At 71.3% G+C, this 20,716-nt stretch carries 21 protein-coding genes; 6 read left to right on the top strand and 15 right to left on the bottom strand.

Annotation, left to right across the window (positions count from 1 at the left end):
* The first annotated feature begins 67 nt into the window (after nucleotides 1–67).
* Nucleotides 68–1,534, top strand: a complete 1,467-nt coding sequence (locus ACP4E5_RS43265) for a glycoside hydrolase family 43 protein (RefSeq protein WP_425839814.1) — start codon at nucleotides 68–70, stop codon at nucleotides 1,532–1,534.
* Here the strand turns inward: ACP4E5_RS43265 and ACP4E5_RS43260 are convergent.
* Together ACP4E5_RS43260 and ACP4E5_RS43255 are read right to left on the bottom strand one after the other, a co-directional pair.
* Nucleotides 1,522–2,019 (bottom strand): nuclear transport factor 2 family protein, encoded by a 498-nt coding sequence (locus ACP4E5_RS43260; protein WP_425839811.1) that lies wholly within the window; start codon nucleotides 2,017–2,019, stop codon nucleotides 1,522–1,524. The two genes, ACP4E5_RS43265 and ACP4E5_RS43260, sit on opposite strands and share 13 nt — an antisense overlap.
* Nucleotides 2,020–2,127: 108 nt before the next feature.
* Nucleotides 2,128–3,231 (bottom strand): saccharopine dehydrogenase family protein, encoded by a 1,104-nt coding sequence (locus ACP4E5_RS43255; protein WP_425839808.1) that lies wholly within the window; start codon nucleotides 3,229–3,231, stop codon nucleotides 2,128–2,130.
* 146 nt (nucleotides 3,232–3,377) lie between these two features.
* On the opposite strand from ACP4E5_RS43255, the gene ACP4E5_RS43250 reads away from it, so the two are divergent.
* Nucleotides 3,378–3,989, top strand: coding sequence for a TetR/AcrR family transcriptional regulator (locus ACP4E5_RS43250; protein WP_425839805.1), 612 nt, complete (start codon nucleotides 3,378–3,380; stop codon nucleotides 3,987–3,989).
* On the opposite strand, the gene ACP4E5_RS43245 is transcribed toward ACP4E5_RS43250, so the two are convergent.
* Nucleotides 3,960–5,108, bottom strand: coding sequence for an LCP family protein (locus ACP4E5_RS43245; RefSeq protein WP_425839802.1), 1,149 nt, complete (start codon nucleotides 5,106–5,108; stop codon nucleotides 3,960–3,962). The two genes, ACP4E5_RS43250 and ACP4E5_RS43245, sit on opposite strands and share 30 nt — an antisense overlap.
* 68 nt (nucleotides 5,109–5,176) lie before the next feature.
* Nucleotides 5,177–5,698, bottom strand: a complete 522-nt coding sequence (locus ACP4E5_RS43240) for a transglycosylase SLT domain-containing protein (RefSeq protein WP_425839799.1) — start codon at nucleotides 5,696–5,698, stop codon at nucleotides 5,177–5,179.
* 489 nt (nucleotides 5,699–6,187) lie between these two features.
* Between ACP4E5_RS43240 and ACP4E5_RS43235 the strand changes: the two genes are divergently transcribed.
* A complete protein-coding gene (locus ACP4E5_RS43235) occupies nucleotides 6,188–7,618 on the top strand; it encodes an FG-GAP-like repeat-containing protein (protein WP_425839796.1) in 1,431 nt (476 codons plus the stop codon).
* A 65-nt stretch (nucleotides 7,619–7,683) separates the two neighbouring features.
* Nucleotides 7,684–8,088, top strand: coding sequence for a hypothetical protein (locus tag ACP4E5_RS43230; protein ID WP_425839794.1), 405 nt, complete (start codon nucleotides 7,684–7,686; stop codon nucleotides 8,086–8,088).
* Nucleotides 8,089–8,136: 48 nt separating this feature from the next.
* Here the strand turns inward: ACP4E5_RS43230 and ACP4E5_RS43225 are convergent, their stop codons facing one another.
* The 8 genes from ACP4E5_RS43225 to hutH all read right to left on the bottom strand — a co-directional run bounded on the left by ACP4E5_RS43225 (nucleotide 8,137) and on the right by hutH (nucleotide 17,146).
* The gene (locus ACP4E5_RS43225; RefSeq protein ID WP_425839791.1) at nucleotides 8,137–9,501 is read right to left on the bottom strand and encodes an aspartate aminotransferase family protein; all 1,365 of its coding nucleotides are present in this window, start codon (nucleotides 9,499–9,501) and stop codon (nucleotides 8,137–8,139) included.
* A gap of 69 nt (nucleotides 9,502–9,570) precedes the next feature.
* A complete protein-coding gene (locus ACP4E5_RS43220; protein ID WP_425839789.1) occupies nucleotides 9,571–10,677 on the bottom strand; it encodes a phosphotransferase enzyme family protein in 1,107 nt (368 codons plus the stop codon).
* Between the two features lie 168 nt (nucleotides 10,678–10,845).
* Nucleotides 10,846–11,796 carry an SDR family NAD(P)-dependent oxidoreductase gene (locus ACP4E5_RS43215; RefSeq protein ID WP_425839787.1) on the bottom strand — a complete coding sequence of 317 codons (951 nt, stop codon included), beginning with the start codon at nucleotides 11,794–11,796 and terminating at the stop codon, nucleotides 10,846–10,848.
* 120 nt (nucleotides 11,797–11,916) lie between these two features.
* Nucleotides 11,917–13,350, bottom strand: a complete 1,434-nt coding sequence (locus ACP4E5_RS43210; RefSeq protein WP_425839784.1) for an amino acid permease — start codon at nucleotides 13,348–13,350, stop codon at nucleotides 11,917–11,919.
* Between the two features lie 172 nt (nucleotides 13,351–13,522).
* Nucleotides 13,523–14,299, bottom strand: coding sequence for a histidine utilization repressor (gene hutC / locus ACP4E5_RS43205; protein ID WP_425839782.1), 777 nt, complete (start codon nucleotides 14,297–14,299; stop codon nucleotides 13,523–13,525).
* 64 nt (nucleotides 14,300–14,363) lie between these two features.
* Nucleotides 14,364–14,768 carry a nuclear transport factor 2 family protein gene (locus ACP4E5_RS43200; RefSeq protein ID WP_425839779.1) on the bottom strand — a complete coding sequence of 135 codons (405 nt, stop codon included), beginning with the start codon at nucleotides 14,766–14,768 and terminating at the stop codon, nucleotides 14,364–14,366.
* 99 nt (nucleotides 14,769–14,867) lie between these two features.
* A complete protein-coding gene (locus tag ACP4E5_RS43195) occupies nucleotides 14,868–15,437 on the bottom strand; it encodes a HutD/Ves family protein (protein WP_425839776.1) in 570 nt (189 codons plus the stop codon).
* A gap of 173 nt (nucleotides 15,438–15,610) precedes the next feature.
* Complete coding sequence (gene hutH / locus ACP4E5_RS43190) at nucleotides 15,611–17,146, bottom strand: histidine ammonia-lyase (RefSeq protein WP_425839773.1); 1,536 nt, start codon at nucleotides 17,144–17,146, stop codon at nucleotides 15,611–15,613.
* Nucleotides 17,147–17,274: 128 nt separating this feature from the next.
* Here hutH and ACP4E5_RS43185 point away from each other — a divergent pair, with 128 nt between their 5' ends.
* Nucleotides 17,275–18,060, top strand: coding sequence for an IclR family transcriptional regulator (locus ACP4E5_RS43185; protein WP_425839770.1), 786 nt, complete (start codon nucleotides 17,275–17,277; stop codon nucleotides 18,058–18,060).
* Nucleotides 18,061–18,132: 72 nt separating this feature from the next.
* On the top strand, nucleotides 18,133–18,597 hold the full coding sequence (locus tag ACP4E5_RS43180) for a VOC family protein (RefSeq protein ID WP_425839767.1): 465 nt from the start codon (nucleotides 18,133–18,135) through the stop codon (nucleotides 18,595–18,597).
* A gap of 42 nt (nucleotides 18,598–18,639) precedes the next feature.
* Here the strand turns inward: ACP4E5_RS43180 and ACP4E5_RS43175 are convergent, their stop codons facing one another.
* From ACP4E5_RS43175 to ACP4E5_RS43165, 3 genes are all read right to left on the bottom strand, one after another.
* Nucleotides 18,640–19,410: an NAD(P)H-dependent oxidoreductase gene (locus ACP4E5_RS43175; protein WP_425839764.1), complete on the bottom strand. Its 771-nt coding sequence runs from the start codon at nucleotides 19,408–19,410 to the stop codon at nucleotides 18,640–18,642.
* A 119-nt stretch (nucleotides 19,411–19,529) separates the two neighbouring features.
* A complete protein-coding gene (locus ACP4E5_RS43170; RefSeq protein WP_425839761.1) occupies nucleotides 19,530–19,736 on the bottom strand; it encodes a hypothetical protein in 207 nt (68 codons plus the stop codon).
* Nucleotides 19,737–19,865: 129 nt separating this feature from the next.
* Nucleotides 19,866–20,591 (bottom strand): dienelactone hydrolase family protein, encoded by a 726-nt coding sequence (locus tag ACP4E5_RS43165; protein ID WP_425839758.1) that lies wholly within the window; start codon nucleotides 20,589–20,591, stop codon nucleotides 19,866–19,868.
* Between the last annotated feature and the right edge of the window lie 125 nt (nucleotides 20,592–20,716).

Below are 20,716 nucleotides of genomic sequence, written 5' to 3'. Positions count from 1 at the left end.
ACACTCCTGAGCCCCTTCCATACCGTCCTGAAGGCCTTGGGATGTACATCGATGCAAGGAGTCGCTCATGCGCGCACGCTCCCGTGCCGCCTTGGTCGCCGCCCCGGCCGCCGCGTTACTCGCCGTGCTCGTCGGTGCGGTCGGCGCGTCTCAGGCCACGGCGGAGCGGACCGCGGACAGGTCCGCACCGGCCGCGGCCGCGTCGAGCACGTTCCGCAATCCGCTCAACACGGGCCCGGACCCGTTCCTGTCCTACGCGAACGGGGCCTACCACCTCACCACCACTCAGGGCGACAGCATCAAGATGTGGAGCTCGCCCTCCCTTGCCACCCTGCTCGACGCCGACCCGAAGACGGTGTGGAAGGACAGCGACACCTCGCGCAATCAACACATCTGGGCGCCGGAGTTCTACCGTTTCGGCGGGCACTGGTACATGTACTACACCGCCGACGACGGCACGGACGACCACCACCGCCTCTACGTCCTGGAGTCGGAGGGCGACGATCCGACCGGCCCGTACCACTTCAAGGCGAAGCTCGCCCCGCCCAACCACGCCGACGACTTCGCGATCGACCCGGGCATCCTCCAGCACGACGGCAAGCTCTACCTCGCGTACAGCGGCATCAACCAGTACCAGCACAACGGCCTCAACATCGCGCCGCTGTCGAACCCGTACACCGTCTCGGGCGACGCGGTCGCCATCGACGGTGCGGGCGGTTGCCCCGAGGTCCGCGAGGGGCCCGAGTTCCTGAACCGGGGCGGCCGCACCTGGATGACGTACTCGACCTGTGACACGGGCAAGCCCGACTACCAGGTGTGGATGATGTCGCTCGCGGACGGCGCCGACCCGCTCGTCCCCGGCAACTGGAAGCAGCACGACGGGCCGGTCTTCAAGCGTGCCGACGACCGCGGTGTGTTCGGCCCCGGGCACCACGCCTTCTTCAAGTCCCCCGATGGCAAGGAGGACTGGCTGGTCTACCACGCCAAGACGACGTCGACGAACACCTACAGCAACCGCACCACCCGCGCCCAGAAGATCAGTTGGAACGCCGACGGCAGCCCGAACCTCGGCACCCCTCTCGCCATGGGCGCCACCCAGGACCTGCCCTCCGGCGACCCCGGCTCCGGCAACCACTGGATCAACGACGACGGCCGCTCCAGCGGGTCGGGATCCGTCACGTACACCGGCACGTGGAACTCCGGTACGGGCTGCGCGGCGCAGTGCTTCTGGAGCGACGACCACTGGAGCGACAAGGCCGGCAACACCGCGACGTTCTCCTTCACCGGCACCCGCATCGCCCTGTTGTCCGTGAAGGACACCGGCAACGGCATCGCCGCGATCAGCGTCGACGGCGGCCCCGAGCAGCGTGTCGACTTCTACGGCCCGATCCGCACCGGCGAGACCCTCCAGTACCTCAGCCCACGCCTCACGAACGGCCCGCACACACTCCAGGTCCGGGTGACCGGCGACCGCGACGCGTCGTCCACGGGCGCGTTCGTGAGCGTGGACCGGGCGGAGGTCTACACGGACTGAGCCCCCGCGTCCACCGCTGCCGGGGCGAAGCCGTCCGGCAGCCGCGGGGGCGGGCCCTGCGTCCACACCACCCGCAGGGCCGACGCGGAGATCCGCCAACCGTCGGCCGTCCGGACGAGCCCGGTGTCCGCATGAGCGGCCGAGATGAAGACGCTGCCCGAGCCGTCGGCCAGCACGTGGGTGCTCAACTGGGCGCCGCGGGCCGTGGCCCGGTCACCGTCGATCTCGACGACGGCGTTGGTGATCAGGTGCACGGTCCGGTCGAACATCGCCATCCCTTCCCGGATACGGGCCAGTAGAGCGTTCCGCCCGTGGACGGTGCCGATGGGCATGTCCGCGCTGACGTCCTCGGTGTGGAAGGCCCGCGCCCACTCCTCGTCGAAAACGCCGTCGTCCAGGGACCGCACGTACCGGTCCAATAGATCGGTGATCTCGGCCCGGTCGGTCAGAACCTGTACCTGCCGCTGCATCTCTTCGGTATCCATACCGAGAGCTTTCTGCCTCAAGCGCACTTGAGGTCAAGGAGGTCCTCGTCGGCGGGGGACGGCCTCGGGAATGTCGTCGGCTCCTGGGTACACCGCGGGCCGAGATGTTCAGGCCGCCGCCCGGTCGAGGAGGAAGGTGCCGCCGGCCGCGGTAGCGAGGTCGGGGCCGAAGGCGGCCGCGGGAGTGTGGGCGCCGAGCGCGCCTTCGCCGCGGGCGAGCCGGACGGCCGTTTCGGCGGCGACCGCGGCCGTGTAGTCCATGCCGTCGTCCGCGCGCAGCCAGCCTTCGCGGCGGGTGCCGTCAGCCCAGTCGACGACCACGTGCCCCCAGGAGTGCTGCCGGGGCCGCGGCGCGGCCTTGATCTTCAGGCCGGCCATGCGGCGGACCGCGAAGCGCCGCACGGCCGGAAAGGACAGCAGCTTGCCGACCGGCGGCAGCACGGCCCGCGCGAGAGGTGACGTCGGGGCCAGGGCGGTGGTGACGGTCACGTCGGGTGCCCCGCCTGCCCGGTGCGCGGCAAGGAGCTCGCCCGCCGGGGCGCCCGCGGACGTGACCTGCTGCCCGTCCGGGAGGGTGAGCTTTCGCGGGGTCGCGCCGAGCCGGGTCGTGACCATGCGGCCGTTGCTGTACGCGCGCCCGCCCATGGTCAGGGCGTCGACGATCGAGGCCGCGTAGGCGGTGCCGATGACACCTCCGTTGATGGCCACGGAGGCCAGGGCGTCGACGTGTACGCGGTCCGGGGTGGGGCGTCCTTCGCACAGCTTCACCACTACGGCTTCGGTGGCCAGGACGCCGAAGCCGGCGCCCGTGATCAGCGTGCTGCCGGCCGCGACGGCGTCCTGGTGCAGGTCCAGCAGGCGAGACACGGAGGTGAGATCGGCCGCCAGGTCCAGATAGTGCCCGCCGGGCAAGCAGGCACGGGCGACGGTGGTCGCCGTGTGGGCGTAGTCGCCGATGGCGTTGACGACGACGGAGGGGCGCTGCCGGGCGATCTCGGCGGCGATGGCGTCGGCTCCGTCGGCGATGACCACCCTCGCGTCCCGGCCGCCGGCGGCCTTGCGCAGCCTGTCGCGGTCTCGCCCGACCGGCACCGGGTCGATCCCCCGCGCGACGAGGCGCGCGGTGACGTCGCGGCCGATCCTGCCGGTGGCGCCCAGAATCCAGACCTCACCGGAGCGTGCGTGGCTCGTGTCGCGCGCGTTGTCGACCATGGGGAACTCCTCCTCGGTGGGGCCCGGCGCGTTCGGCGCGGCAGCTCCTGCGGCCCGTCGGACGGCGACCCCAGTGATGTCTCACTGTGTCATCACCAAGGCTAGCACCGACGACACAGTGAGACATCGATTGTTATGCTGCGGCCATGGCCAGATGGGACCCCGGCACGCAGCAGCGCCTCACGAAGGCCGCGCTCGAGCTGTTCACGGAGCACGGTTACGACGACGTGACCGTGACGCACATCGCCGAGCGGGCCGGGATCACGCGGCGCTCGTACTTCCGCTACTTCCCGGACAAACGCGAGGTCCTCTTCGCGGGTTCGGAGCAACTGCCGCCGGCGGTGCGCGAGGCCGTGCTCGCCGTCGACGCGTCAACTCCCCCTCTCGCGGCGGCCTTTGAGGCACTCACCGAGGTGGGCTCGCTCCTGGTGGGCAGCATCGAGCACGCGGCCGAGCGCCGCGCGGTGATCGACGCGAGCCCTGAACTCCAGGAGCGCGACCGCACCAAATTCGCCGAGGTCTCCGCCGCGATCCGTTCCGCGCTCGCCCAGCGCGGAACGGACGAGGAAACCGCACGGTTCGTGGCCCAGATCGCCACGGTCACCTTCGAGAACGCCTTCGCCCGCTGGGTGGCCGCACACGGCCGCGAGACCTTCGCCGCCTGCGTCCACGCGGTGACCACGTCGCTGCGGGCCGCGGTCACCGAGGAGGCCGAGGGACGTCCCGCGTCAGACCCCGGCCCCCGACACCACCGGTGAGTCCGTCCGGTCGCCCACCGAGCCCTGTGTCGCCTTCTTCGGGATCGGCCGGTCGTGGCGCAGGGCCTTCCACACCTTGTGCGAGGCCTTGTCGAGGGGGAGGACGCGGCCCGGGTCCTGCGCGTCGTAGGTGACCGGCAGGGTGACCATGGTGGTGCGGTCGGGGCTGATGCCCTTCAACTCCTTGGCGAGGCCGAGGAGTTTGTCGGCGGACGCCAGCTCGGAGTCCGCGCTGATGCTCTTGGTCGCCGTGTCCGCCAGGGCGTAGGACTTGCTGGGGCTGCCGAGCGGGTCGACCGTGTCGGCCCGGTGGATCAGGGCCTTGATGAAGGCCTGCTGGAGCTGGATGCGGCCCAGGTCACTGCCGTCGCCCACGGCGTGCCGGGTGCGGACGAGCGCGAGCGCGTCCTTGCCCTTCAGGCGGTGCTTGCCGGCGTCCAGGGAGAGGCCGCTGCTGCTGTCGTGGATGGCGTCGCGGGTGGTGATGTCCACGCCGCCGAGCTCGTCGATCAGCTTCTGGAAGCCCTTGAAGTCGACTTCGAGGTAGTGGTCCATGCGGACGCCCGACATCTTCTCGACCGTCTTCACGGTGCAGGCGGGACCGCCCAGCGCGTACGAGGAGTTGAACACGGCCTTGTGGTCCGCCTGGACGTCACCGTGCGACGTCTTGCAGGTGGGGCGGTCGACCTCGGTGTCGCGGGGGATGCTGACGACGGAGGCCTTCTTGTGGGTCTTGTCGACGTGCAGGACCATCGCCGTGTCCGCGCGGGCGCCCATGACGCCGCTGCCGTACTCGCCGTGGGTTCCCGCCCGGGAGTCGGAGCCGAGCAGGAGGATGTTCATCGCGCCGTCGTGCTGCTGATCGGGCCGGTTGGAGCCCAGGGCGGCGTCCACGTCCGTGCCCTTGATATTGCCGTCGAGGTGCTGCCAGGCGTAGGCCACGCCGCCGCCACCGACCAGGGTCAGCCCCAGGGCGCCGCCCGCGATCCAGCGCAGGGCGCGCTTGCGCTTGCGGTGCTTGGAGCGGCGCAACCGGGCGGGGCCGTAGGAAGGCACTGCGGGCGCCGCGGGCTCATCGGCCGGGTGCGCCTGGTGCTCGTTCCCGCTCTCGTGCGGCATGGGGGTCTTCCTCACTGCTTCGTGCTGCGTGCGTGGTGCTCGGTGCTCGCTGTTCGCTGACCGGTGGCTCAGTACGCGGAGTCGACGTTGTCGATGGAGCCGTAGCGGTCGGCGGCGTAGTTGGCGGCCGCGGTGATGTTGGCGACCGGGTTCGTGATGTCGTTCGAGGTGCCCGCGACGTGGTACGTGTCGAAGGTGGGCTGGATCACCTGGAGCAGGCCCTTGGACGGGGTGCCGGCCTGGGCGTTGACGTCCCAGCCGTTCTCGGCGTTCGGGTTGCCGGAGGATTCGCGCATGATGTTGCGGTGCAGGCCCTCGTACGTGCCGGGGATGCCCTTGGACTTCATGATGTCGAGGGACTGGCGGATCCAGCCGTCGAGGTTGTCCGGGTAGGTCTTGGCGGACACCGCGGCCTTCGTGGTCGTGGCGGCCGTGCGGGGGGCGGTGCCGGTGTGCTCGGCGGCGTGCGCCTGCGTGGGGACCAGGGTGAGGGCCGCCGCGATGGCGCCCGCCGTGGCGATGCCGGAGACGGAGATCTTGCGCATACGGGTGGTGCGGTCGGCGTTCGCCGGCGTCTGGACGAGGAACATGAGGGTGGTTCTCCAACGGTTCTACGGGGGGGGTGCGGCACGAAGTGCGTCGTGCGCGGCGAGCAGGTGCCGGAGCCTCCCGGTCGCTCCCTGCTGTTTCGGGACTCAGTAAGGGTTAGCGGCGCTCATCGGCGGGACGCAAAGATGTGACGTACTACCCGGGTACGAAGAACCGGCGGATCGGGCACTTCGGACATGCCCCGGTCCGGACCCCTGGCGGCGCATCTCTCCGTCCGCCGCGGCTACTACCGCGCCTAGCATGTGCCGTGGCTCATATGGGTGGGCTCACAGAGTGAGCGGCCCGCGAGGGGTTTCAGCGGCTTCGTCGGCGCGACGACTTTCGCCGTTCACACCTCCTCCACCCCGGCGTGGGCAACCAGTCACCCGCCCCGGAGGTCTGCTGTGATGACGATGCGCCGGATTCCGCAGGGAATCTGCACGGAAACCTCCGCGCACCGGCACCACAGCGACAGGACAACGGGAGTGCGTGTGAACGGCAAGAGACGGCAACGGATGCTCGCGGCGTGTGCGACGGCCCTGGCGGCGACAGGAGGAGTGCTCGTGGCGGGACCGGCCGCGCAGGCGCAGCCCGAGCCCCGGGCCGCGGCCTCCCGCGCGGGCGACTTCGACGGCGACGGCTTCGGTGACCTCGCGGTCGGCGCACCGGAGGGGACGATCGCCGGGTTCGCGAAGGCCGGCTACGTCTCGGTGGTGTACGGCACCGCGCAGGGCGTGCGCACCAGCCGCCACAAGGGCATCACCCAGCGCACCGCGGGCATCCCCGGCACCCCGGAGGCGGGCGACCGGTTCGGTTCTGCGACAGCCGTCGGGGACGTGGACGGCGACGGGTACGCGGACCTGGTCATCGGGGCCGGCGGGGAGGCCATCGGCTCCGTGAAGGGGGCCGGTTCGGTCACCGTCGTCTTCGGCGCGAAGGGCGGGCTGAGCGCGCACGCCATCGCCTTCCACGCCCCGACCCCGACGGCCCGCCAGGCCTTCGGCGACAGGCTGGCCGTCGGCGACTTCGACCATGACGGCCGCGCCGACATCGCGGTCGTGGCCGGGACGAAGGTGCAGGTGGTGAAGGGCGCCGCCAATCTGCGCGACACCCCGACGCCCGCCATGAAGGCCCTCAATCCGCCCGGCGGCGGCGCCGGGACCGGGCAGATCGCCGCGGCCGACGTCAACGGTGACGGGTACAAGGACCTCGCCACGGTCGCCTACTCCGACGACGGTGCGGACGAGGGCACCCTCGGCGTCCTGGCCGGGTCGGCGAAGGGCCTCACCGGTACGACTCTGGGCGAGACGGGCCTGCCGTTCGCGGGCTACAGCATCGTCGCCGGTGACGTCACCGGCGACGGCAAGGACGACATCGTCGTCGACACCGGCTTCTCGGACGGCCCGGACGACTTCCTGCTGCGGATGTTCCCGGGCACCGCTTCGGGGATGGGCAAGGGTGTCGCGTACGAGGGCCAGGCGCAGCCCGGACGGGCCGGTGTCCTCGCCGACCTCGACGGCGACGGCCACGCGGACCTCGTCACCGCCGACACCACCGCCACCGATCCGGACGGGTTCAACAACGCCGGTGCGGTGACGGTCGTGCCCGGCGCCGACTCCGGCCTCGACGCGCAGGGCGCGCACACCATCACCCTGGCCACGCCCGGCGTGACCGGTTCCAGCGAGGGCAACGACCTGTTCGGCTCCGCGGTGGCCGCCGGCGACTACGACGCGGACGGCACGGCCGACCTCACCGTCGGCGCGCCCGGCAAGTACCTCGGCACCGGCGCGGTCAGCGTCATCCCCGGCTCGGCGGACGGCCCGACCGGCAAGGGCTCGATCCTCTTCACCCCGGAGGACCTGGACCACCCGGCGACCAAGGCCCGCTTCGGCTCGGCACTGGGCGCGACAACCCGCCGCTGACGCATCCGCGGTGCGGTGGGGTGGTGGGGATCGACCACCGGTCACCCGCTCGCCACAATGGGCGGGTGACCACACCTCCAGCCCCTCGCGACCTCCTCCAGGCCGTTCTCTTCGACTCCGGCGGCGTGCTCATGCGGCCGATCGGTGGCCGCTGGAACCCACGGGCGGACTTCGAGCAGACCGTCCTCGCCCACGCCCCGTCGATCACGCCGGAACAGCTCACCACGGCGATCAGCGCGGGCGACCACTTCCTCGACGCCTCGCCCTCGACGCCCGACCACGACGACTACCACCGGGTGATGCTCCACCACCTCGGTGTGAAGCCGACCCACCAGCTCCTGACCGACCTGCGCCGCGACGTTGCCCCGTCCGTCCGGCTCGGCTACGCAGGGCGCGCGCTGTGCCGCGACACCGCCGTTTCGGACGTGCCGTCCATCGCCTCCCTGACCGAACTCCTGCAATTCTTCTGACACATGCGGCACGGCCTTCGTCGGTTGGCCGCTGTGCGGCGACGGGTGTCACGGCCGGGCGCAGTCCGTGAGGACCTCCCCCAGGGTGCTCAGCAGGCGGTCCGCGTCGTTCGTGTCGAAGACCAGGGGTGGGCGGATCTTCAGGACGTTGCCGTGCGCTCCCGTCGCCGAGATCAGGACCCTGCGTTCGCGCAGGCCGTTGACGACCGCGGTGGCGAGGGCCGGGTCGGGTGTCCTGGTGTCTCGGTCGGTGACGAGTTCCACGCCCACGTACAGGCCCGCCCCGCGGACGTCGCCGATCGCCGGATGGCGTTCGCTCAGGTCGGCGAGGCCGGCGCGCAGGAGCTCGCCGACCCTGCGGGAGTTGTCGAGCAGGTGCTCGTCACGGATGACGTCGAAGGTCGCCTGGGCGGCGGCGATGGCGACCGAGTTGCCGCCGAAGGTGTTGAAGTACCGCATGTCGTGGCCGAATTCGGCGACGGCGTCGTGGGTGACGGCGATACCGGCGACGGGGTAGCCGTTCCCCATGGGCTTGCCCATCGTGACGATGTCGGGGTGTACGTCGTGGCGCTGGTAGCCCCACATCCGCTCGCCGGAGCGCGCGAACCCGCACTGCACCTCGTCGGCGACGAACAGCCCGCCCGCCTCCTGTACCGCTTTGACGGCCGGCCCGAGGAGGTCCGTCGGGTGGGCGTACAGGCCGTCGGAGCTGAAGAGGGAGTCGACGACGAACGCGGCCACGCCCACCCCGTGGCGTTCCAGATCGCGTATCTGCTCGCGCACATGGTCGGCGAACCACTCCCCCATCCCCTCGTGGGGAACGCGGTACGAGTCCGGGGTCGGCACCCGGCGTGTCCAGGTGCCCAGTACGGCGTTCTCCCCCATCGCGGGCGAGATCCCCGCCACCTGGTCGGAATTGCCGTGGTACGCCTCGGAGGTGACGATGACGCCCTGGTTTCCGGTGCGGTACTTGGCGATGCGCAGCGCGAGGTCGTTGGCCTCGGAGCCGGTGCAGGTGAACATGGCGTGGCCGTCGGCGACCGGCCCGCTGAGAGTGGCCAGCAGATCCTCGGCGTAGTCCAGGACGCCTTCCTGGAGGTAGCGGGTGTGGGTGCACAGTGTCTGCATCTGCTGGTGCACGGCCTCGACGACGCGGGGGTGGGCGTGGCCGACCGAGACCACGTTGTTGTAGGCGTCGAGGTACTCGTTCCCCTCGTCGTCCCAGAGCCGGCAGCCCTTGCCGCGCACGATGTGCAGCGGCTGCTGGTAGAAGAGGCGGTAGGCGGGCCCCAGCAACTTCTCGCGGCGTTCGATCAGTTGGCGGGAGGACGGGGAGAGTCCCTCCGCGGCGTTCGGGTCGAACGCGTTGTTCATCTTTCCGCGGGCCTTGCTCCTGGTCTCAGGGGTGCTCATGCTCGTCCTCGTTCTTGGTGGTGGTGCGACCTTGGTGGTGTTGCGACGGGCCGGTGATCTGCTGCTCGGTCAGAGGAACGTCGAGGTGATCTCGTCAGGCGTACGGTCCAGGAACCACGCCAACTGGCCCCATCCCGGGGCGGTGTTGCGCAGGATGTACGTGGTGTTCCCGGGGATCAGTGATGCGCGGTGCAGGGTGATGAGCGCGCGGGCGACCACCCGGCCCATGACGAGGTGCGGGAGCAGGGCCAGTTCGTCCTCGGTGAGGTCGGCCGAGCGCAGGTATCCGCGCAGTACGTCGCGTGCCTCCGCGAACAGGTCCGGCACCGGTCGTCGCGCCGCGTCCCGTGGCAGTTGATTGAGGAGCGCGGTGGCGACATCGATCGCGATCGCAGTGTGCACGGCGTCGCCGAAGTCGATGACACCGGTGACGAATCCGGCGGCGTCGTGGTCGACGAGGAGGTTGGACGTGCTGAAGTCGTTGTGCAGCACCTGGCCACGCAGGGACGGCAGTTGCGGTGCGACCAGGTGCAGGTAGCGGGCCAATCCCTTGTCCAGGGCCCGGCGTTGCGTGGCGTCCGGGACGTCGTCGAGCAGCGGGGCGAGTGCCGGGAGGTGGCGGACGTCCCAGGCGCACAGCCGGCCGTCCGCCGGGTGCCGGAAGTCGGCGGTGGCGTGCCGCAGTCGGGCGAGCATCTCCCCCACGCGCTCCCGTTCCGGCGCGGAGGTTCCGGTCGTGTCGAGAGGTACGCCCGGGGCGAAGGTCATGACGCGTGCCAGGCGGCGCCGGCCGGACCCGTCCCGCACCGGTTCGAGCAGTCGGCCGCCGCGCGAGGGCAGCAGCTCGGGGACCGGTACCCCGTACCCGGACTCGTGGACGTGCCGCATCAACTCGGTCTCGAAGGCGACTTCGTCGTCGTCCTCGTCCGGGTGGGAGGCCTTGACGACATATCGCGCGCCTTGTGCGGTGTCGAGCCGGAACGTGTCGTCCTTCTCCGTCGCCAGGCGGGTCGCGGCGACGACGTCGAGGGACCATCGTGCACGGGCCAGGGCGACCGCTTCGGACTCGCTCATGACCGCGTGGGCCGCGGCCAGGCGCCCGCTCCCCAGGCCGAGCTGGTCGAGCGTCACACCGGGTCCCACGCCCTCGATCTTCCGTGCAACCGCGTCCGTCATGCCACCGTCCTCCCCCGGCGCGCAGGTCACCGGTGATCTCCGTAATGACGTACTCGACGTTCGTGCGCTCCTCGTGCCCCGCGCTCCCCTCACACCTCGTGTCGCTCGTACTCCTGTGCCTCCTCGAAGGAATACGCCGACACGCCCTCGCCAAAACCTGCTGCCCGCCTACCGGAAGCCGAGGTCCGGATCCGTACCGGTGAACTCTCCGCTGGCGGCCCACAGTCGTGCGGCCACGTCCGCGTCCGCCATGTGCGCGGGAACCGGCTCCCGCCGTGGCGTGCCCCGCAGCCCGAAGACCCGCGGCCCCCACAACTCCCCGCCCCGCACCAGCGGATCGAGCACGGCACGCACGACGGGCCATGCCCCCGCCTCCTTGCCCTGCACCACGAGCGCCGCGGGCAGGGCACGCAGCCGCTCGCCGGCGGTGGTCACGGACACGGGCGGGCGGGACGGAGTGAGGGAGTCGAGTGCGCCGCCGGGGTGGGACACCACGCTTTGCACCGTGCTGTCGATGGCACGCAGTCGGCGGTCGAGTTCGAAGCCGAAACACATCTGCGCGAGCTTCGAGCGGCCGTAGGTGCGCTTGGGCCGGTAGTCCCGGGTCGACTCCAGGTCGTCGAGGTCCAGCCGCTCGGAGCGCGCCGCGAAGCTTCCGACCGTCACGACGCGGCCCGCCGGCGCCGCGGAGAGCAGCGGGGCCAGCCACTGGGTCAGGGCGAAGTGGCCGAGGTGGTTGGTGGCGAACATGAGCTCGTGGCCGTCGACGGTCTCCCGGCGCGGCGGGTCGTCGAGCGCGACGCCCGCGTTGTGGACCACCGCGTCGAGCCGGTCGAGTTCCAGCCTGTCCACGGCCGCCTTCAGGGACGTCAGGTCGGCGAGGTCCAGCGGAAGGTGGCTGAGGTGCGCGCCGGGGACGTGCGAGCGGATCGAGGCCATGGCGGCGTCGGCCTTGGCGCGGTCCCGGCTGCCGAGGACGACGTGCGCGCCGGTGGCGGCGAGCCGTTCCGCGGTGAAGTAGCCGATCCCGGCGTTTCCCCCGGTGACCAGGAAGGTGCTGCCCTCGGCGGACGGCAGCCGGTGAACGTCCCACGGCCGGGGCCGGGTTGCGGAAGACACGGTGTCGGACTCCTTGCGGTCTGGGGCGGGTGCCCATGAGGAGCACCCGGGGCCCCAGGATGGCAAGCTCTACCGACATGTCGCCGACAGGTCTCCGACACACCGCCGCGGCCCGGCGGGTCAGTGTGCGGCGTCGGCCCGTTCCTCCGAGGCCGTAGCGGCCTCCGCCTCGACCGGTCCGGGCTGCGGGCCCGTGCCGGTCCGGCGGCGCACCGCGAAGGCGTGGATCGCCGTGAGCAGTGCGAGCCAGACCGCGCCGACCTCGAGCGCCACGCGCGTGCTCTCGTGGAAGCCGAGCAGGACCAGCACGGCGAACATGAAGACGAGCGTGACGATCTGGGCGTAGGGCCAGAACGGGGCCGGGAACCTCAGGGCCGCGGACTCCTCGGCCGACATCGAGGCGCGGGCCTTCATGTGAGTGAGCATGATCATCACCCAGACGAAGACCGTGGCGAACGTGGCGATCGAGGAGATGATCAGGAAGATCTCGCCGGGGACGACGGCGTTCATCACGACGCCGACGAGCAGGGCGCCGATCATGACGAGGGTGGTCACCCAGGGCACGCCGTTGCGGGTCGTGCGGCGCATCGCGGCGGGGCCGTGACCACGCTCGGCGAGCCCGTACATGGTGCGTCCGGCGGCGAAGATGTCGCTGTTGATGGCCGACAAGGCGGCGGTCAGGACGACCACGTTGAGGACGGCGGCCGCCGACTTGAGGCCGACCCCGGCGAAGATCTGCACGAAGGGGCTGCCGGAGTCGTCGATCTGCTGCCACGGGGTGATCGACATGATCACGGCGAGGGTCAGCACGTAGAATAGGATGATGCGCAGCGGGATCGAGTTGACCGCGCCCGGGATCGTCTTCTCCGGGGACTGCGCCTCCCCTGCGGTGACGCCGATGATCTCGGTGCCGCCGAAGGCGAACATGACGATGGCGAACGAGATCACGAAGCCGTCGACGCCACCGGCGAAGAAGCCTCCGTGGCTCCAGAGGTTGTCCAGGCCGACGTGGACATGGCCGCTGCCGAGGCCGAAGCCGATGACCGCGATACCGACGAGGATCATCGCGACGATGGCGACGATCTTCACGAGGGAGAGCCAGAACTCCAGCTCGCCGAAGACCTTGACGCTGACGAGGTTGAGCGCGCCGACGATGACGACGGCGGCGAGCACCCAGATCCAGCGCGGCACTCCGGGGAACCAGAAGCCCATGTAGACGCCGATGGCGGTGACGTCGGCGACGGCCACGATGACCATCTCGAAGGCGTACGTCCAGCCGGTGACGAAGCCGGCCAGCGGGCCGAGGTACCGGTTCGCGTACTCGCCGAAGGAGCCGGCCGTGGGGGACGCCACGGCCATCTCACCCAGGGACCTGAGGACGAGGAAGACGGCGGCCCCGCCGATCAGATAGGCGAGCAGGACGGCCGGGCCGCCCGCCTGTATGGACTCCGATGAGCCGTAGAACAGCCCCGTGCCGATGGCGGAGCCGAGCGCGATGAAGCGGATGTGCCGTGAGTTGAGCCCTCGGCTCAGGCCGGCCTTTTCGGTACGCAAACGAGTGTCTCCCTCTTCGGGGTGGGGGCCGACGGACGTTCCGAAGGGACCTCTCGTCCCGGCTCCCAATGACGAACGGCAGCCTGTATATGCCTGTCTATACAGGTGCGTCAAGAGGTGGTCCGCCGAGTGAGCGCACGAACGCTGTACCCCGCCCGCCGTCAGTCGTCCGTCAGTGCGTGGCGAACGCGCCCTCGAGCCGGTAGCGGGTGCCCGGGTGGAGGAGCCGCGCGATGCTCACGAGGGCGTCCCGCGACCAGGTGCGGCGCTGGATCAGCAGACACGGCTCGGCCGGGCCCACGTCGAGGATCTCGCACTCCCCCGGCGAGGCCAGGACCGCCTCGACGATGTGCTCGCCCCGGCCGAGCGGCGCGACCTTCGACAGGAACGTGGACGGCGTCTGCAGCGTGAAGTCCTGCTCCAAATAGCCGGGCGCGAAGGCCGGGTTGACGTACCGGTCCTCCAACTGGAGCGGCACCCCGTCCTCGTAGTGCACGACCTGCGAACGGAAGACCGGCCGCCCCTTGCCGAGGCCGAGGTGCGCGCCGGTCCGCTCGTCGGCCCGCTCCTCGCCCAGGGACAGCACCCGGGCCGAGTAGCGGTGGCCGCGGTGGCGCACCTCGTCGGCGATGTTGTGGACCTCAAGGAGCGCGGAACTGGCCTTGCGTTCGGCGACGAAGCTGCCGACGCCCATGACGCGCCGGATGACGCCGTCCGCGGCGAGCTCGCGCAGCGCGCGGTTGACCGTCATCCGGGACAGACCGAGCGCGTCGACGAACTGGCTCTCCGAGGGCAGGGCGTCGTCCTCCCGCCAGCGGCCGTCCCTGATCTGCCGCTCGACGAGCTCCTTGACGCGCTGGTACGCGGGCACGGGACCGCTCGCGCCCTCCGCGTACCACCGGGCCAGCTCGGCCTGGTCCACCGCCGCATCGCCCACTGTCCTCGCCATCCGCTCCCCGTTACCGGATCCGCCTGCGTCCATCGAATCCTATGGGAGCGGCCGCGCCGGACGGTCAGTCGCCGAAGTAGGCCCTGGCGACGGCGTAGCTGTCCTCGTACAGGTGGTAGCGGGTGATCCGCCCGTCCCGGACCGTGGCGTGCAGGGCGAACGCGGTGTCGATGTCCCGGCCCGTCTTCCTGACCTCGGAGACCATGCGTCCGATGAGGACGACATCGTCGCCCTCGGCGACGACCTGGCTCAGCTCGAACTCCTTGGCCCGCACATGGGTGCGCAGCAGCTCGAAGAACGTCCGCATGCCGTCCGCCGAATCGACGTCCGGCACCCACGGGATCCCCGGCGGGTGCGGCACGGAGAACGACACCGAGTCGGCGAACAGCGCCGCCGCCTCCGTGGTCTTCCCTTCGGCGAGCAGCGGGAACAAGCGTTGCACTGTCTGCGTCGGCGACTCTGCTGTCATGTGTGCCGACGTTACCGGCCTTGCGGGTCGCATGTGTGGTGCGAGCCCATCTCAAGAGGCCGCGGCGGAAGGCCGGTTGAGCCGGCGGGCGGGCCGGGCTCAGCGGACCTCGGTGAGGGACACGACCGCCAGGACGCCGTCGACGGCGATGTCGGCGGGGGCCTCGTCGTCCTGGAGCAGGACCGCGTCCAGGCGGTCGAGGTGGACGGAGTCCTCGCGCAGGGTCGCGGTGCCGTCGAGGACGAGCGCCAGGACGCGGGTGCCGGGGGCCGGTTCGAGCCGCGGCGCGCCGCGCTCGATGCGTACGTCGCCCTTCGCGTCGGTGCGGCGGAGCATGACGTTGAAGTCGACGAGTGGGCCGCCGAGGAGGCGGCAGTCGGTGGTGGCGTCGCCGGAGAAGGCGAAGGGCGCGAAGCGGGTGTCCACGACGTGCTCCGTGCCGTCGACGGTGAGGGCCATGCCAGGGCCTTCGACGACGGTGATGATCCGGTCGACGCCCTCGAACGCGGAGAAGGGCCCGCTGTCCGCGACGTCGGCGAGGCTGACCCGCCACGCGAAGTCGTCCGTGCCGGAGCCCTCGGGGTGCGCGAGGACCTCGGTGGTGACGCCGCCGCCGTTCTTCCACGGTGCGGGGGTGCGGGCGTGCGCGCGCAGGATCTGAGGTGCCATGAGGGTGAGTTGCGTCCTTCCCGTACGGGTGGCCGGGGACGGGAGCCCGGCCGTGTGCGGAGATGACTGTACGTACGTCGACGTCATAGGCCCTCGCAGGGGACCGCAACGCGCGACGTGCCGCACCTCCGGGGTCCCGCGGGACCCCGGAGGTGTGAGGGAGAGCGGCCGGGTCAGGCCAGGGAGCCGGTGACCGACTCGGCGGCGGCCAGGGCGCGGCCGGAGGCGACGTACTGGACGGCCTCCTCGATCTCGGGGGCGAGCCAGCGGTCGGTGCCGGGGCCCTCGACGGTCTCGCGCAGCCCGTCGCGCACCGCGGCGGTGGCCGGGGCGGGGGTCAGCGGCGCGCGCAGGTCCAGGGCGCGGGCGGCGGTGTAGAGCTCGACGGCGAGGACGCGGCCGAGGCCGTCGATGGCGCGGCGCAGCTTGCGGGCGGCCGACCAGCCCATGGACACGTGGTCCTCCTGCATGGCGCTGGAGGGGATCGAGTCGACGGACGCCGGGGTGGCGAGCCGCTTGAGCTCGGAGACGATCGCGGCCTGCGTGTACTGGGCGATCATGTGGCCGGAGTCGACGCCCGGGTCGTCGGCCAGGAAGGCGTTCAGGCCGCGATTGCGGGCCGGGTCGAGGAAGCGGTCGGTGCGGCGCTCGGAGATCGAGGCGACGTCGGCGACGGTGATGGCGAGGAAGTCGAGCACGGCGGCGACGGGCGCGCCGTGGAAGTTGCCGTTGCTCTCGACGCGGCCGTCGAGGGTGACGACCGGGTTGTCGACGGCGCTGGCGAGCTCGCGGGAGGCGACGAGCTCGGCGTGGCCGAGGGTGTCGCGGGCGCTGCCGTGGACCTGCGGGGTGCAGCGCAGCGAGTAGGCGTCCTGGACGTAGGTGCAGTCCGGGCCCGCGTGGCTGGCGATGATCGCGGAATCGGCGAGCAGGGAGCGCAGGTTGCCCGCGCTGTCGCCCTGGCCGGGGTGCGGGCGCATGGCCTGAAGGTCGGCGGCGAACACGGCGTCGGTGCCGAGCTGGCCCTCGACGCTCATGGCGGCGGAGATGTCGGCGGTGCTCAGCAGTCGGCGCAGGTCGTGGGCGGCGAGGACGAGCATGCCGAGCATGCCGTCGGTGCCGTTGATGAGGGCGAGGCCCTCCTTCTCCTCCAGGACGACCGGGGTGATGCCGGCCGCGGCGAGGGCTTCGGCGGCGGGCCTCTTCTCACCGTCGGCGGTGCGCACGACGCCCTCGCCCATGACGGCGAGCGCGCAGTGCGCGAGGGGGGCCAGGTCGCCGGAGCAGCCGAGGGAGCCGTACTCGTGGACGACCGGGGTGATGCCGGCGTTCAGGACCGAGGCGTACGCCTCGGCGGTCTCGGTACGGACGCCGGTGCGACCGGTGGCGAGGGTGGAGAGGCGCAGCAGCATGAGGGCGCGCACGACCTCGCGCTCGACCTCGGGTCCGGAACCCGCCGCGTGGGAACGCACGAGGCTGCGCTGCAACTGGGCGCGCAGCTCGGTGGGGATGTGGCGGGTGGCCAGGGCGCCGAAGCCCGTGGAGACGCCGTAGTGGGGCTTGACGTCGTCGGCGAGGGCCTTGATGACCTCGCGACTGCGGGCGATCTCCTGGAGGGCCTCGGGGGCGAGGGCCACCTGGGCGCCGTGACGGGCAACGGACACAACTTCGTCGGCCGCAAGGGCGCCGACACCAACAACAACGGTCATGCACCAATGAAGCCGCAGGCAGGCAGGGGTTCGCGAGTCGTACGACACGTCTTGTGTCTGGTATCCGAGACACTTCATCTGGGATCCCAGACAGATGGTTTGCGACATCACTGGTCTACCCTCGCCGCATGAGCATCGTCCCGGCCGCCGCCCAGGTCCTGGCCGTCCTGCGCTATCTGGCCCGCCAGGCGGCTCCCGTCCCCGCGGCCGCCATCAGCCGCGACGTGGGGCTGCCGCGCTCGACGACGTACCACCTGCTCGACACCCTGGCGGCGGACGGCTTCGTGGTCCACCTGCCGGAGGAGCGGCGCTACGGACTCGGGGTCAGCGCCTTCGAACTCGCGTCGGGCTACGAGCGCCAGGCCCCGTTCCAGCGTCTGGCCCGGGCCCCGCTCGCCGCGCTCGTGGACCGCACCGGGCACAACGCGAACCTCGCCGTGCTGCACGGCCGGGAGGTCATCTACGTCATCGAGGAGCGTGCCCCCGGCCGTCCGCCGCTGATCAGCGAGGTCGGCGTCCGGCTCCCCGCCCATCTGACGGCGAGCGGCCGGGCGGTGCTCGCTCTACTGCCGCCCGCGCAGGTGCGGGCACTGTTCCCCGACCGTTCGGCGTTCGTGCAGCGGCACGGGGCGGGCCCCGCGACGCTGACCGCACTGCGCACCCTGCTCGCCCAGGCGCGACGCCGCGGCTACGCGACGGAGGAGGGCGAGGTCACCCCTGGCCTGTCCTCGGTGGCCGCGCCCGTCCTCGACCACCACGCCCACCCGATCGCCGGGATCGCGGTGACGTTCCCCGACGACACGGTCGACGAGGCGGAGCAGGGGCGGATCGCGGGGCATGTGGCGCAGACGGCGCGGGAGTTGACGCGGCGGGTGGGTGGGGCGACGCGGGGTCCGGGGGCGCCGGCGACGTAGACCGGGCGGGGTGTCCCGCGCCGTCGCGATGACTTCTCGCCGCCGCGACGGTCAATAGGTACGGACGGATGGATGGACGTACTGACGATGGACGTACTGACGATGGACGGACTGACGATGGACGGACAGGCGGCAGTACTGCGACACCTCGAACTCGACCCCACTCGACCCCACTCGACCCACACGGAGAACGCCATGCCCCTGGACCTCTTCGCCGGCATCCCTGTCACCGACTACGCCGCGGCCCTGCCCTGGTACGAGCAGTTCTTCGGCGGGAAACCGTCGTTCCTGCCGAACGACATCGAGGCGGTGTGGGAGGTGGCCGAGCACCGCTACGTCTACATCGTGGAGGACCCCGAACGTGCCGGGAACGCCCTGGTGCTGTCGTTCGTCGACGACCTCGACACCCGCGTCGCCGAGATCGCCGGGCGCGGCCTGGAGCCCGCGAAGCGCGAGACGTTCGACGGTGGCGTGACCAAGATGATCTACCGGGATCCGGACGGCAACGAGATCAGCTACGGCGGCGGACCGGGCTGACACTCCCGGCACGCGTGAGCGTCACCGCACGGCTCGGCGTGCTCACCGCTGGTGAACCCCCAGCCCCTCGCGGCCCGGCGCGAGTTCGGGGCGCAGGACGAGTTCCTCGTCGTAGTCACCGCCCGCCTCGGACCGGTACGCCAGCGGTTCCTCGTCGGCCAGAGTGCGCAGCCGGTCCCGCAGGGCGGCGGACGTACGGGCGTAGTCCGCCGCGTCGTGCCGGTCCGCGCCGTACGCGACGAACGGCCGGAGCGGCGCCATCCCCGTGTACCAGAACGTGCCGTGCAGCAACGGGAACAGCACCTCGTCCACGTGCCCGTGGATCCCGCGCGGCCCGAACCCGGAGGGCCTCGCCCCCACCGAGGTGACGACCAGGGCCCGCTTGCCGGCCAGGCCGCCGTCGCCGTACCGGCGGGTGTGCCCGTCCGGCGCCTTCACGCCGAACCCGAGCCCCTGCACCAGGACCCGGTCGAACCAGCCCTTGAGGATCGCCGGGGGCCCGAACCACCACAGCGGGAAGTGCAGGACGAGCACATCGGCCCAGGCCAGCTTGTCGATCTCGGCCCGGATGTCGGCGCTCAACCCGCCCGCCCGGTACGCGCGTTCCTGCTCGGCGCCGACGAACAGCCGCTCACCGCCGGGTGGCCCGCCGCCGAAGTCGTCGGCGTCGACGACGGCCTTCCACTTCATCGCGTACAGGTCGGACACCTGGTACGCGTGCCCGAGCCCGTCGAGGGCGTCGAGCGCGTCGGTCATCAGGGAGCCGTTGAGGGAGCGCTGTTCGGGGTGGGCGAAGACCCAGAGGATGTTCATGTCCTCGAGCGTGCGCTCCCACCCTCGTACGGCGTCAGTGGCCAGACGGCCACGGGGTGAAAGAATCTGGCCACGGCGGGCGTCCCGCGGATCACGTCGTCCAGGACCACCTGCCCCGGCTACTGCATCAGCGCCAGCGCGAGCCCCACGACGATCAGCCCGCTCGCCAGCCCGACGAGAACGAGGCGCAGGGTCGCCGCCCGGTTCCACGACGGCGTGGAGACGTCACACTCACAGATCGCCGGCCCGTGCCCGAGCACGGGCGAATCGAGCCAGTACGGATCGGTCAACTCGGCCGGTTCCCCGGCCCGCACGGGGTTGCTCATACCGGGAAAACGACACTGCACCGCCGACGGTCGCGCACCTGCCCGAACCGTTATGCCGCCCTCACCGAATGGTCACAGTCGCCCGAACCTCGAACGGCCCGGCCCCGGCGTCAGATCGGACCCACCAGATCACTCCGCCACCGGCAGGCACTCGGCGAGCAGGTCGACGACATCGCGCCAGGCGCGCTGTGCGTGCCGTGGGTGGAAGCCGACGCCGGGGCGCACGGGATGGTCGACCGGCGGGTGGTGGAAGGCGTGCAAGGCGCCGCCGTAGACGACGAGGCGCCAGTCGACGTCCGCGGCCTGCATCTCGGCGGCGAACGCGTCCCGTTGCGCGGGCGACATGATCGGGTCCTCCGATCCGACGCCGGCCCACACCGGGCAGCGGATGCGCGCCGCCTCGCCCGGTCGGCCCGTGGTCAGTGCGTTGACGGTCCCGATCGCGCGCAGGTCGACGCCGTCGCGCCCGAGTTCCAGCCCGATGGCGCCCCCGGTGCCGTAGCCGACGGCGGCGATCCGGTCGTGGTCGGTACGCGGTTCGGCGCGCAACACGTCGAGCGCCGCGTGGCCGATGCCCCGCATCCGGTCGGGGTCGGCGAGCAGCGGCATGCAACGGGCCAGCATCTCCTCGGGATCACTCAAATAACGCCCACCGTGAAGGTCGAAGGCCAGCGCTACGTATCCCAACTCGGCGAGCGCGTCGGCCCGGCGACGCTCGACGTCGCTGAGCCCCGTCCCCTCGGGCCCGAGCAGCACCGCGGGCCGGCGTCCTGCACCGTCCGGGAGCGCGAGGTGCCCGATCATCGTCAGACCGTCGGCCGGGTATTCGACCGTGCGCGTGGTAATCACCGTCATGAGACGGGACTGTAGTGATCGTCGAGCCCGATCGGGCCGCTGTTCTGCCGCCGGCAGAACAGCACCGGTGCTGTAAGGAGTGCCGGTCCACTGCACGGTGAGTCACATGTCGAGTGCTTCTGACC

It is taken from the genome of Streptomyces fractus (assembly GCF_049844455.1).
Classification (GTDB): domain Bacteria; phylum Actinomycetota; class Actinomycetes; order Streptomycetales; family Streptomycetaceae; genus Streptomyces; species Streptomyces fractus.
This window is presented reverse-complemented; position numbering and strand designations above follow the sequence as displayed.

What these genes read in the sequence shown, in the direction of transcription:
- ACP4E5_RS43265 (WP_425839814.1), top strand. Translation starts at nt 68, where the DNA reads ATGCGCGCACGCTCCCGTGCCGCCTTGGTCGCCGCCCCGGCCGCCGCG.
- ACP4E5_RS43260 (WP_425839811.1), bottom strand. Translation starts at nt 2,019, where the DNA reads ATGGATACCGAAGAGATGCAGCGGCAGGTACAGGTTCTGACCGACCGG.
- ACP4E5_RS43255 (WP_425839808.1), bottom strand. Translation starts at nt 3,231, where the DNA reads ATGGTCGACAACGCGCGCGACACGAGCCACGCACGCTCCGGTGAGGTC.
- ACP4E5_RS43250 (WP_425839805.1), top strand. Translation starts at nt 3,378, where the DNA reads ATGGCCAGATGGGACCCCGGCACGCAGCAGCGCCTCACGAAGGCCGCG.
- ACP4E5_RS43245 (WP_425839802.1), bottom strand. Translation starts at nt 5,108, where the DNA reads ATGCCGCACGAGAGCGGGAACGAGCACCAGGCGCACCCGGCCGATGAG.
- ACP4E5_RS43240 (WP_425839799.1), bottom strand. Translation starts at nt 5,698, where the DNA reads ATGTTCCTCGTCCAGACGCCGGCGAACGCCGACCGCACCACCCGTATG.
- ACP4E5_RS43225 (WP_425839791.1), bottom strand. Translation starts at nt 9,501, where the DNA reads ATGAGCACCCCTGAGACCAGGAGCAAGGCCCGCGGAAAGATGAACAAC.
- ACP4E5_RS43220 (WP_425839789.1), bottom strand. Translation starts at nt 10,677, where the DNA reads ATGACGGACGCGGTTGCACGGAAGATCGAGGGCGTGGGACCCGGTGTG.
- hutC (WP_425839782.1), bottom strand. Translation starts at nt 14,299, where the DNA reads ATGGCGAGGACAGTGGGCGATGCGGCGGTGGACCAGGCCGAGCTGGCC.
- ACP4E5_RS43200 (WP_425839779.1), bottom strand. Translation starts at nt 14,768, where the DNA reads ATGACAGCAGAGTCGCCGACGCAGACAGTGCAACGCTTGTTCCCGCTG.
- ACP4E5_RS43195 (WP_425839776.1), bottom strand. Translation starts at nt 15,437, where the DNA reads ATGGCACCTCAGATCCTGCGCGCGCACGCCCGCACCCCCGCACCGTGG.
- hutH (WP_425839773.1), bottom strand. Translation starts at nt 17,146, where the DNA reads ATGACCGTTGTTGTTGGTGTCGGCGCCCTTGCGGCCGACGAAGTTGTG.
- ACP4E5_RS43185 (WP_425839770.1), top strand. Translation starts at nt 17,275, where the DNA reads ATGAGCATCGTCCCGGCCGCCGCCCAGGTCCTGGCCGTCCTGCGCTAT.
- ACP4E5_RS43180 (WP_425839767.1), top strand. Translation starts at nt 18,133, where the DNA reads ATGGACGTACTGACGATGGACGTACTGACGATGGACGGACTGACGATG.
- ACP4E5_RS43175 (WP_425839764.1), bottom strand. Translation starts at nt 19,410, where the DNA reads ATGAACATCCTCTGGGTCTTCGCCCACCCCGAACAGCGCTCCCTCAAC.
- ACP4E5_RS43170 (WP_425839761.1), bottom strand. Translation starts at nt 19,736, where the DNA reads ATGAGCAACCCCGTGCGGGCCGGGGAACCGGCCGAGTTGACCGATCCG.
- ACP4E5_RS43165 (WP_425839758.1), bottom strand. Translation starts at nt 20,591, where the DNA reads ATGACGGTGATTACCACGCGCACGGTCGAATACCCGGCCGACGGTCTG.